This window comes from Bythopirellula goksoeyrii (genome assembly GCF_008065115.1).
GTDB lineage: Bacteria > Planctomycetota > Planctomycetia > Pirellulales > Lacipirellulaceae > Bythopirellula > Bythopirellula goksoeyrii.
Map to the genome: position 1 here is coordinate 2,882,407 of NZ_CP042913.1, position 12,747 is coordinate 2,895,153.

At 54.8% G+C, this 12,747-nt stretch carries 3 protein-coding genes; all 3 read right to left on the minus strand.

Annotated elements, in window-relative coordinates:
• Positions 1 to 14: 14 nt before the first annotated feature.
• The 3 genes from Pr1d_RS11410 to Pr1d_RS11420 are packed head-to-tail and all read right to left on the minus strand — an operon-like array spanning position 15 to position 12,738.
• Positions 15 to 779 (minus strand): SDR family oxidoreductase, encoded by a 765-nt coding sequence (locus Pr1d_RS11410; protein ID WP_148073643.1) that lies wholly within the window; start codon positions 777 to 779, stop codon positions 15 to 17.
• Complete coding sequence (locus tag Pr1d_RS11415; protein ID WP_148073644.1) at positions 776 to 1,546, minus strand: 4'-phosphopantetheinyl transferase family protein; 771 nt, start codon at positions 1,544 to 1,546, stop codon at positions 776 to 778. The genes Pr1d_RS11410 and Pr1d_RS11415 overlap by 4 nt, the downstream gene beginning before the upstream one ends.
• Positions 1,543 to 12,738: a type I polyketide synthase gene (locus tag Pr1d_RS11420; RefSeq protein ID WP_261343814.1), complete on the minus strand. Its 11,196-nt coding sequence runs from the start codon at positions 12,736 to 12,738 to the stop codon at positions 1,543 to 1,545. The genes Pr1d_RS11415 and Pr1d_RS11420 overlap by 4 nt, the downstream gene beginning before the upstream one ends.
• Positions 12,739 to 12,747: the final 9 nt, after the last annotated feature.

A 12,747-nucleotide genomic window follows, 5' to 3' on the forward strand; every position in this document is an offset into this window, starting at 1 on the left:
GCAGAACTCACGGTTTATACATGGACTTGCGCGCCGCAGTCGACAGTAAGGGTTTCCCCCTGAACCATGTCGCTCAAAGGGCTTGCCAGGAACAGCACCGCATTAGCGACATCTTCTTTCTCAACAAAGCGATCGCCAGTCATACTGCGCCACTTACGCCCTTCGAACATCATGTCGGCGTAGGGAAGATTCGAGGTGGAGTCGGTAGCTACCAAACCAGCTCGAACTATATTGACATTGATTCCACGATCACCGAGTTCAAGTGCCAAGTGGCGCGCGAAGCTTTCCAATGCCGCCTTGGAGCCACCGACGCAGCCATACATTGGAACTGCCATATTCGCCCCGTGACTGGAAAGCCCGATCACTTTTGCTCGCCCTGGCGACTTTTCCAAGAGTCGTGATGCGACTTGTACCAGTTGAATCATGGCGAGGACGTTCGTTTTCATGGTGCCGACGAAATTTGTAGGGGTGATCGACATCATCGAGCGGAATCCGCCAGAAGCGGCGTTCGAGACGACTATGTCGAGCCGCCCAAAGTGGTCCTCGATGAATTCGATGAGCGATTCGATGTCGTCCCGCTCCGAGACATCAGCTTTCACTACCGCGACACGCCTGCCGAGTGCTTGGATTTGTTCGGCCACTTTGTCGGCGGCTGTACGAGAGGTGCAGTAATTGAGGACAATATCGGCACCAGCCTCTGCCAATCGCATAGCACAAGTAGCGCCGATGCCACGGGAGCTGCCGGTCACGAGAGCTACGTTTCCGGTTAGGTCGATCATAGTTCGTTTCTCGAAAGAGTTTGTGGTACAGAAGTCGAAGGAATAGTTACGAGTGCATCATGATTGTCGAAATGCGATTTAGGCAATTTGTCGAGTCGCTGATAGGTGGCGACGGCAGCTATCTGCCCTCGGAATCGCCAAACGCGCACCTTGCAACGATCGCTAATGTCTTTGCCACGGTAGAAAACGATGATGCCATCAGGTTCTGGACAGATCTCGACGTTGCGCGGTGCAAAAGATTCGCCGTTGTGAACGGCCTTATAGACAGCCTCTTTCATCGCCCAGATATCGGCGACGGTCAGATGGTCTTTGTTTTTGTGCAGCAACGCGATTTCGGTATCTGTGAGCCAACTCCTTTCGAACCCTGCACTCAGAGATCGCATCTCGACCAGATCGACCCCTACGGAGACTCCGGATCGATTGGTACCACCCACGAGTACAGCGTCGCACGTGTGCGATATCGACAACGAATATCCAAGTCGATTTTCTCCAAACTTGATATAGGGTCGAACTCCCGACGAAACATTGTTGCTGCAGATCGTTATCTGTGATGGAGCCGTAAACCATGCCGTACAGTGCTGAGCCCGCAACAGTCGTTTCGCGAGGATGCGGCCGGCAAGAAAAGTGTTGCGGCGGACATCCGAACGAAAAGTGCGCCACGATTCGAGTTCGTCCTGTGAAAGCCAGTCCGTACCAGTGGTACTTCTTTGAAGCTGCAAATCGGAAAACGGCGCGTAGCGGAGATCGCATTGGGCGGAGACGATCATGAGGTTTCGCCTCCGACACGAATCGTACGGTATCCTATGGTTTCAAGAATAGGAGTTCCATCGACTCCGTAGAGCGTAAAGTCGAACTTGCTGTGCCGGGCGTCGCGAGATCGGAAAAGGTAACGTACCATGCAGACTTCGTCCGGATGAGGCTGGCGTGCCCAGCGCATCTGCTCGAAGCCGTGCGGCACTTCTAGGGCACCACCGAATTGGAGGAACAAGAAACTACCGCAGCAGACTAAGCAGGCATCAAGCACCGCGGTGGGTAGAATCCACCCGGAATCGGAACGTGGACCGGCTAGTTCGGCCAACGGGGGAGCGACAATTTCACCCCAGCCACCCTCGTACTGAATTCCGTAGCTTTTTAGGCATCGCAGTCGAGAGCCATGATAGATCAGGGAGTCGTCAGAATAGGCAAAGGGATGCATCCCTAAGGCGGGTTTACTTGCCGTAGAAGGAGCCAGTGGAGCGGGGGTGCCAAAGTATACCGCGGCTCGGACATGAACTCGGTTTGGATCAATGACCTGGCCGGCACGATTGCGGAACTCGCTGGTGAGCTGCGTTTCGACCGCATTCCCGTTGATGGAAAGATGGACTTTCGTTGCAATTGGGTCGTCGGTACGGAACATAAGGCCGTTGATGATTTCGACGTCGCGGACTTCGGCGATTTGTTGGTCTGGTTGAGAGAGGACTGCCGCTTCCAAGACGGTTTCCAATCCGATCACACCCGGCAGGAACGGGCGCTGCTTTAATAGATGTTCGACAAGGAAGGGATCGTGAGTGGGATCAAATGTGACTTTCGCGAGGCCAGAACCATCGGGGTTCGTATCGAGCGAGTCAATCAAAGGGCGGTCTGTATCAGGGCTTGTCGATGGTTGGGGTTGAGCAGTAGGAGAAACCGATGATGGAGGGTCGGCACACATAATCGAATAGGGATAGAACGACTTTTCGAAATAGTCGTCGGCGATGAGGACCTCGGATTCAGGAGCACCAGCGCGGATTTCCTCAATCATGTGCTCGATACCTTCCTCGGGCTGCATAAACTCCATCTTGAAAGAACTCTTGGTGATGTCGACGGCATCGGCGAGCAACGCCATGCCGAAGCGATCCCAAGTTTGCCAGTGGAAACAGGTGGTGGCACAATCGGGACGCTGCTTACGGTACCAGTCGCACATCTTGGCAAGCATTTCGTTGGCTGCCGAGTAATCACTCAGCCCATTTCCTCCATAGCGTCCGCTCAAGGAACCAAATGCTAGGAAGTACCGCAAAGGATCCTTCATTGTCAGGCGCATGAGTGCCGCAGTTCCGTCGGCTTTGGGACCGAATGTGAGACGAAGGCGATCACCGACACGACTCTCAAAACGGGCCGCTTTGGCATACCCGGCTCCGTGGATGACTCCTTGAATGGGTCCATCTATACGACGGATTTCGTCTAATACCTTCTCAAGAGAGGCTTCATCGGTAATGTCGCAACTATGGTAGTGGGTTTCGACACCAGCCTCGGCGTATTTACCGAGAACTATTTCGATTTCACGAGCCTTGCGGATGCGGCCCCAATCCTCTTCAGGTGATCGTCCGGCAGCAATAGCCTCGCGGACGATTGCGGCCTTGTATTTCTTCACCTCTTCTTCACTGCATGTCAGCCAGGGGGCTGTCTTGTCGGGCGCGGGACTCTTGCCAATCATGTGGATCTTGAGTCCATAGCGTCGAGCAAGCATACACGCAGCATAGGAGGTGATTCCTCGACCACCCCCCGTGACAACCCACGCACCGCCAAAGGGTACATCACGTTTCGGAAGTTCTTCGATTGGAGCGGTGTAGATCGTTACAGTCTGTCGATTGCCACGTGACCAGGAAACTTCTACTTCGGGCGCGTCAGAGGCAAGTTCAGCGCAAATCGCAGTGGCGAGATCGGTAGGTGTTTCCTCCGCAGGGCTGTCTATTACTTTCACGCGAAACCGGCTGTGCTTGTGCCGGGAGTCTTCGACATAGACGCTCTTTAGCAAGCCACAGAGTGCGCCGCTCTCGGGTGCTTTCGCTTGGTCCTTGAAGCCAAAGTCACCACCCAGAGAGGTAACTGCCACGAGATTCGCCGGTTCGTTGAACGGTAATTCGGAGACTAACTGGAACCATCGCTGCGTCAATTGAAACGGCAAATAGACGCCTCGTTGCATACGTCGGCGGAATGTCTCAGCAGTTTGGAAATCGCTGGCGTCGGTGTCACGGGCAGTAAGCAGGAACAAGTTTCGAGCCGGTTGTGATTTCCAAGCGGATTCTAAGGCGGCAATTGTGGTTTCCGAGTCGTCATTGACGGGAAGTACATGCACCGTGATGCCTTTGGAAGTGAGTTTGTCGCGTAAAGCCAATGCGTCGGCGTTGTCACCGAGGATGAAGGCGGGGCCCGTGATTCCCGGTTCTTCTGGAGAAACTGTGGACAATGGAGCTGGGGTCATGCGGAGTACATGACGCGAGGCAATCTGCCGAGGCTTGCGAGTGAGATACTCGATGCGCTTATCGGTGCGGAAATCCTCAGCGATCGCTTCGACATGTTTGGGATAAAAGCGATTGTGGTAGGCACGGTCAGTAACGAGGACCTCGCTATCGGACTTTTCGGCGTAGAGTTCTCGCAAGAACTGCCGGAGACCTTCCCTCTTTGGCATGAGTTTGAGTCCCGTCGTGTTCTGCAAAGCAGAACGGGTTTCCGGTCGGTACGCCATGCCGACTTCATCCCACGGATGCCAGTGGAAACCTACTGCATGGCAGGAAGGACGCTGGTTGCCGTACCATGAGACGAGCTTGCAAAGCATGTCACTTGCCATGCAGTAATCGACTTGGCCGTTGCTGCCGAAGCGTCCGCTGACAGAGCCAAAACCAATGAAGTAGCCGATGGGATCCTCGCGAGTAAGCTGCATGAGATTCCATGCGCCGAGGACTTTTGAATCGAAGGTGGCCTGCACGTCTTCAGGTCGTTTCTTTTCCAGTCGGCAGGACCGTTCGATTCCTGCACCATGAAGAATCCCCTCGATGGGGCCATGCTCGCGGCGAATTGATTCGAGAACACGACTTAAGACAGCACGGTCGGCTACGTTGCAAGTGTGATACGTAATGTCGAGTCCCGCGTCGGCAAATGCACGCAAGTTTTGGTCAATTTCAATTTGCTTCTGGACACGGTCCCAGGCTTCGTTAGGTTTGTCATTCGTCTCGCGAGCATGCAAGATGGTTTCACTACGCAGGGCAGCACGGCCGGCTTCGTCGAGATTGCGCCAAGCGGGGTCGATCTTAGGCACAGAACTGGTACCTAAGAGATGTAACTTCACGCCAAATCGGCGTCCAAGCTCCATGGCACATTCGGCTGTGATACCACGCGCTCCTCCGGTAACAATCCAGTTGCCATGAGGAGGATTTTCAGGCATCTCCTGAGCATCGGCTTCACGAGGAATTGCCAGTTGAAGATAACGTGCGCCGTGGACATACGAGACCTCGTAGTCAGGTGTACGGACTGCCAGCTCACCGCAGATGAATCGGGCTATTTGGTAGGGTGCCTCGTCAGCTGGGAAATCGATGGCTTTGGCGAGGAACGAGCGATTGCCTCCCATGTGGTTCACTTCGAGATAGAGCGCTTTGACCAGCCCCGTGAGTGCACCAGTAAATGGCAAGGGCGCGTCTCCGCAGAAGCCGAAATCTCCAGTACAGTTGGCGAGAGCAACGAGCGTACACTTGTCGAGCCATTGCCCTGCGGATGCCAGTTGTACCCAGCGCTGGCAGAGGAAAAATGGCGCCAGAACTTGTGATTCGTAGTTGCGCTGCCAAGTGGCAGTGTCGAAATAATCGTCGCCCTTGGTGTCACGCGATGACATCAGGAATAGGTGCATGACCGGCTGGTCATCACAAAGTTGTTCCAGAGTATCAACGGCAGCTTGGCGAGATGCGAGTGATTTGAGTCGGTGAACTTTAGCCCCCGCATTTTCCAGCTTCTCAGAGAGGGCATCGGCGGACGGATTATCTCCAATCACCAGTGCCGGGCCGTTCAGGGTGGGCATTTCAGTTGCGTCGGGAGGCCATGCGATATCGACTAGTCGCATCACAAAACGTTCGGCCATACCAGGCTCATCACCTAAGTCGTATGGCTTCACTGCGAATTCGGGACTTTTCGGTTTTGCTTCCTTTGACGTGGTCGCGGCGTTTTGAAAGTCATCGAGACTAAAGCGAGCGAATTCTTTCTCAATTGGCTCGTGGGCGACGCCACTGTATATGCCCAACTCGCCAGTATTATGGTCGATGAGTACGCATAGTTGGTGGTCAGTTTGTACTCCGTAGCCGGTAAGCCCCATCTGCAATTCTTCGGTGGAATACGACGATCCGGTAAGAAAGCGTTGCATAGCTTTCAGACGATCAGCAGAAGTGCCGGCAATCGCGCCCACATGCTTGCTGTGATTGGCAGCCACGACGAGCTTGTCTTCGATGATCTCTAGAGATCCACCGGTACATTCAATGCAAGTTGGCAAACGGTCGGCGGCACTTAGCACCATATTCCATGAGTTTGATTGAGAGGCTTCTTGCAGTTGGGCAAGGGCGGACGGTACATCGGCCGCCTCGGACAGTAGTAGCTGCGTGAGCAGAGGATGCCGTTGCGGTGTGCTCTGGTTGGTGCCAAGAATCATACCGCTAGTCACAGCAAGTCCTTTGGCATTGAGCCCGGATAGTGCGCCAGCACAGCCGGCGTACGTGACGGAGATAGAAGCAAAGCCATTCTTCGGCTGGCGAATTTGAACAACTGGCACTAGACAATCGGCTAGTCTTGAGCCCTGAGGCCTCTCGTCGCGAAGACCGTGGCGGACAGTTCTTCCGTTACGCTCGACTTCCACAGCGAACTGAATCGAAGAACTGCCGAGTTCTGCAAGCATCGCCAGGTTGAGGGCGACAATGTTCGCTACCGGTACCTGAATAGCATCGGCAATGCCTTCCAGTTCTGCCAACTGATCTTCTGTGAAAGTCTGTTCGGGTTCCCCGGCAAACTTTGTCCATGAAGAGGCCACTTCGGATGTTGCCATGTCTGCTAAGCGATACAACGCGCGACGAATCTCTGAGCCGAACGACTGACCATGCTTGACACCCATTTCGTAGGCAGAACCGGCAAGCAGCATTGTGCGAATTGCCTCGTTGGAGTGGGCAACTGTGACCTTCGATTGCCCGGCCGTTTGCACAACGGGAGCGACTCCCGCTGGCTCTGGAGTAGGCACTACGGGAGTAGGTGCGACGAATGCTGGTGCCGAGCTATCGAAAGATTCTTCCGTGGCGGGAGTGGGGGCCAAGTTGTTGGTCAAATACGAGACCACATGCCGCAATGTTGGGAAATCGTCGAGCGTTAGGTTTTCATCTGGAGTGACGTCGAAATACTCCTGGAGCTCGCCGAATAGCTGGGCCTTCTTGATGCTGTCGATTCCCAGATCCGCTTCCAAGTCGGCATCAAGTTCGACCAGATCGGCCGGATAGCCAGTCTGCTCAACGACAAAGTTGACGAGGAACGCTTCGAGTTCGGCAGTGTTGGAACTGGACTCGGTCGTAGGTGGAGTTGGAGCAGCGGCAGGTAGAGCAGCCATGCTGGCCACAGGGGGCTCAGGCATAGGTGCCGGTGTAGTTGGCGTGTCGTAGGTGGCATTCTCCGATGGCGCGGACGAGGTCGTAGTTCGTGCGAGGAAATCGACCACGTGACGCAAAGTCGGGAAATCGTCGAGAGTGAGATTCTCATCTGGCGTGACATCGAAATACTCTTGCAGCTCGCCGAAAAGCTGGGCTTTTTTGATGCTGTCGATACCCAGATCGGCTTCCAAGTCGGCATCGAGTTCGACGAGCTCGGGTGGGTAGCCGGTTTGCTCGACGACAAAGTTCACTAGGAATGCTTCCAGCTCCGCAGTGCTTGTATTGGAAGTAGGAGTTGGCGTGACTTCTGCGGGTTCTGGGGACGCTGCCTCGTAGGCGGGAGTTGCAGTAGGTACCGGGGTGGACGTGGTTGTAGTCCGTGCCAGGAAGTCGACTACATGTCGCAGAGTTGGGAAATCGTCAAGTGTGAGATTCTCGTCTGGTGTGACATCGAAATACTCTTGTAATTCGCCAAATAACTGGGCTTTCTTGATACTGTCGATCCCCAGGTCGGCTTCCAAGTCGGCATCGAGTTCGACCACTTCCGGCGGATAGCCGGTCTGCTCAACTACGAAATTTATTAGAAATGCTTCCAGATCACTCGAATCGACACTTGAGCTAGCATCGGGAGCTTCCATGACTTGAACTGCGCTCTCGACAGGCTGAGAGGCGAGTTGAGTCTCGACAGCGAACCCTTCTCCCACTTGCCACATATCCGAAGTACGAGGTTCTGAGACTTCCGCTGGTTTGACGGTACTACTTCCATTGGAATGGCCGTTTGAGTGGCCATTCGTATCGCCATTTGACCTGCCACTAGAATCACCATGACCGTTTTGGCCGTTGGGATTCCACAAGAGGGCGTGGGAAAGAAGTTCGTTCGGATCCTGCGTTGAGGATGGAGTCGCTACGGGTGTTTTCTCGCTGGAGGCAGCCCGTCGCATTTTCTCAGTACGTCGCAGGGTGGCATCGAAGTGGACGATTTCATTGTGCATTGCATTCTGGACGGTAGGCACCTCGACAGGTTGCTCGTCGAGCGCACCGCAGCATTCCAAGTGAGCACGTACACGGCAGATCTGTTCTAGTACTGAACCCTTAGGATTGTCGCTGGCGATGAAGCGAGCCTGCGCTCCGGTGAGAATCTGTTCATTGAGGCGAGTGAGAGTTTGTTGGGGACCGACCTCGACAAAAACTGTTGGCCGTTCCTCGGCAAGTGACTGCACTGCGGCGGCATACAGCTGTGGCCGGGTCATGTGAGCTTCGAGATTCGCGCGGATGTCGTCGGCGCTGGTGATCTCGCGGTTGGTCACAAGGCTGAAAGTGGAGACGATAGGTCGTTTGATTTCGGCGTGACGAAGGGCATCGCTTAAAGATCCGCAAGAGTCGGCCATCAACGGAGTGTGAAAAGGAAAAGGCACCGGCAACTTGCGGGCCTGATGGCCGGCTTGCTCCAGACGTTTGACGGCAATTTCAAGCTGCTCGTCACTGCCACCGATAACCGTCTGTGTGGGAGCATTACTGATTGCGACATGCACATCGTGTCCTGCCCCGGCAAAAAGTTTATGGACTTGCGCTGGCGTGGCGGAAGTCGCGACAAGCCCACCCCGGGCGCTCTTGCATGCATCGATCCCCGCACAACGCGCCTGCGTGACGCGGAATGCTGTAGCGAGATTCCACGCACCGGTGGCGACCAGAGCAGAGTATTCGCCGTAGCTATGTCCCGCAACAATTTCAGGATTGATTCCTTCAGCACGTAGGACGGAATTAACGATATGGCTGGCGGCCATCATCGAAGCTTGGGTGGCCCATGCATCGCTGCCCAACATGCCTTTCCCATTCCAAGCCATTTGAGCAAAGCTAGGGGATCCGATTTCCGCCAAAGCCTGCTCGACCTCTCGATGGGCGTTTGCCGCTGCGGAGTGCGATTCGACGAGGCTTCGCAGCATCCCATCGTATTGCGAACCTTGGCCAGGGAATAGAAAAGCAATTCGTGGCCGTGTGACTTCGAGTGAGGTACAGAAGTAGATGCCTTGACGCTCCAGCGCGGCCAGCCCTGAGGGGTTATTGAGTTGTGAGTTGGCCAGTTGAACTCGTTTGAGGAGCGTTTCTCTACTATCAGCTACGATAGCCACTCGCGAACTATGCTGACTCGCAAAAGAACTTGGGCTCGTGTCAAAACTATTGCCAGTTTCTGCAGTTAGTTGTCTTTGTAGATCTTCAAGAGAATCCGCACCGAATCGAATGATTCGCCAATTGTTTTCGACAGGTTGAGCATGAGTGGGTCCGGGAGCCGCAGTCGGCGCGCTTGGCGCGGGTTCAGCAATTCGAGATGGGGTTGACGTTACTGTCTGAGTCGGTGCAGGGTCGGGAGCCGGACTGCTGGACCTGTCTGTTGAACGTTCTAGGAACTTCACGACGTGCCGCAGAGTCGGGAAATCGTCAAGTGTGAGATTCTCATCGGGAGTCACATCAAAGTATTCTTGGAGTTCGCCGAAAAGCTGGGCTTTCTTGATGCTGTCGATGCCCAGATCCGCTTCAAGATCGGCGTCGAGTTCCACCACCTCGGCTGGATAGCCAGTTTGCTCGACAACGAAATTAATGAGAAACGCTTCGAGCTCTGTGGATGATGCGCCCGAAGAATGCTCGGCCATCGGTTCAGCCGAAGCGGGTGCTGCGTTGAGTGCGACTTCGTTTGTCTGCCGCTGAACGTCGGCGGTCGATCCAGAATCGCAAATCAAATGGTACGCCATCCCGCGTCCGCAAGAGACAATTGAAGCCATGGACGCACCATCACCCATGGCTTGTGATACGTCGATTGTCTCATTCGCGATTCGCATCATGTTGGCACGTTCAGAGGGAACCGTAGCAGGAACTTCTACACCGAAGGTGGCAGCAACTTGACCGTGCTCAAGTTCGAGTATCGCCTTGAGAAGGGAAGACATGCCTGATGCACCGTGTGAGAAACCAACCAGACTTGCTGCTGAGCCAACGACGAGCGGCTGGCGACGGGTAGTTTGATTCTGAACAGTCGAGATAGCTTGAAGTTGCTCATCGGCCATTTTCCGCGAAAGCGAGTCGATCTCGATCACCGTTACTTTGTCTGGACTCTCACCGCTTGTTTGGAACGATCGCTCTAGTGCCATTTCAAGTGCTTCTTGGCCGGACTTCAGATGCGCGGCTCCAACTCCTCGAATAATCGCTCGGATATTGTCACCATCCCGACGAGCATCGGACAATCGTTTGAGAAGTACAACGCCAACTCCTTCTCCGGGAATGAAGCCGTTGCCACGGGCGTCGAGGGCTGTCGGGGCGCCGGTACCCGTGGAGAGGACGCCACCCATGGCAAGACCCTCATACTCAGGCAGACCCATGCGGCGTTGACCGGCTGCGCAAATCATCATGTCGCAGTCGCCTGCCAGTAGCATATCGATACTGATCCCGACTGCCATGAGCGAAGAGGCTTCGCCCGCGTCCAATGCGGCCGCCCCACCCATGAGATTCCACGTCTTTCCAGTGCGAGAGGCGAGAGAACTCGTGCTGAAACTGCCCGTTTCGTCGATCAGCGCTGGCCAGCGTTTCAGCAGCGCGCTTGTGAATTGGTCGGTGACCAGTTGAGATTGCTCAGCAGAGAGGTTCCGCTGGAAGAGACTTCGCCCAATCACGCGTTTCATGTCTGGCAGACGAAGGCCCATTTGAAGTTGGAACGAAAAATCGCCACCGAACTCTGTGCCTACGAGCACTCCAACCTGGCCACGATCAAATGGTTTCTTGTCGTAGCCGGCATCAATGAGCGCCTGGTCTGCCGCTTCGAGAAGCATAAACTGCAGTGGATCGGCCTGGGCGATTTGCTTAGGCGGTACCTTATGGCGACGCCAATCGTATTCAAAACCGTGAATGAAACCGCCCAGAGGGGGTGCAGTCACATTCTCACCGTTACTCGGAGGGAGTAAATCGTAACGTAGTCGATCGGCGGGTGCTGGTGTCTTGGGGTCTCTTCCTGAAGTGAGTAGTTGCCAATATTCCTCAATGTTGGCGGCGCCTGGCAGGATACAACCCATGCCTACTACGGCCACGGTGTCTATATCAGTCGGTTTTAATGCCGGTGCCGCGAGCTTGCGACTTGCTTCGGTAAACTCTTCGATCGCGACATGCATATTGAGCCCACCAATGCCAAAGGCATTGATACCCGCGAGTCGTGGTGAACCATCGGCAGGTGCTGACCAGGGCGCGGCAGCGGTTGGAACGTAGATCGGCGCAGTCTCCCAATCGATCTTTGGATTGAGATGTTGGATGTTGATCGCTGGGGGAATCACGCCTGCGCGCATGCAAAGCACGGCCTTGATGACACTGGCGATACCGGCGGTCTCTAACGAATGACCAATGTTCGCCTTCACACTGGTCACGGGGATTTTCTTGCCTGGAGGAAAGTGTTTCGAGAGGATTTCAGTGAGCGTATTGAGTTCAGTTGCATCGCCGAGTTGCGTGGCAGTCGAGTGGGCTTCGATATACTGCAGGTTTGAGATGTCAGGCCCTGCTCGATAGGCCCGCTTCATCGCCTCCACCTGACCTTCTTTGCGGGGCGCCCAAAGGCTCTTTCCTTTGCCGTCGGACGAAACACCCAGGCCACGGACGACGGCTTGAATGTTGTCGCCGTCAGCCAAAGCACGATCGAGTGTTTTGAGGACAACCGCTGCATATCCTTCTCCAACGACGAGCCCGTCAGCTTCGGAGTCGAAGGGACGGCTACCGGTTGAACTCATCGCCCGTGCAGCAGCAAACAAGACGAGGGAGTCGCCCTTGCAGTCACTCGCTCCACCGGCAATCGCCATGTCAATGCGTCCCAATTGGAGCGCACGAACAGCTAATAAGATCGATTGCAATGAGGAAGCACAGGCGGAATTGATCGCTCCATAAGGACCGGTGAGGTTGAATGCCTTCGCGATAGTGCCGGCAACCATCGAAGCAGATACGTCTGGGGATTCGAGTGAGATCTTAGGTTTGCGACTGCGTACATCGGCAATGAGTTCGCCGACAATCTCTTGTTGGTCTGCCGCTGAGAGCTTCTGGAATTCTTCGCTCTCACGCAAGAAGTCGGCGGCCTCTTCGATACACGTATGATAGGTATAGTCGCCTGCGAGGTCGCTTCCCTGTGCATGGCCGATAAACACGCCGCAATTGCGAACGCTTTCTGGTATCTCAAACGGATCGTAGCCTGCGTGAGAAAGTGCTGTGCCAGCTACTTCGCACATGAGTAGATGTACCGGATCTGCAGCTTGGACGAGAGACTCCGGGATTGGACAATTCTGGTGATTGAATTCTCGACTAGAGATGAGCGCTCCGAGTTTTGAATAGCATTTGCCGAGTTCGCCCACCTTGGGATCGAAGTAGAGTTCCCGATCAAGTCGGTCGTTGGGTAACTCGACAACCGCGCTACGGCCTTCGCTCAAGAGTTGCCAATATTGCTCTAGATTGTCTGCGCCTGGCAGTTTGCATGCCATACCAACAATTGCGATAGGGATGCTTTCAGGCTGTGGAGTAGAGGGCGTAGTAGACACCGTTTGCTC

Coding starts and splice junctions, on each gene's coding strand:
- Pr1d_RS11415 (WP_148073644.1), bottom strand. CDS start 1,546: ATGATCGTCTCCGCCCAATGCGATCTCCGCTACGCGCCGTTTTCCGAT.
- Pr1d_RS11410 (WP_148073643.1), bottom strand. CDS start 779: ATGATCGACCTAACCGGAAACGTAGCTCTCGTGACCGGCAGCTCCCGT.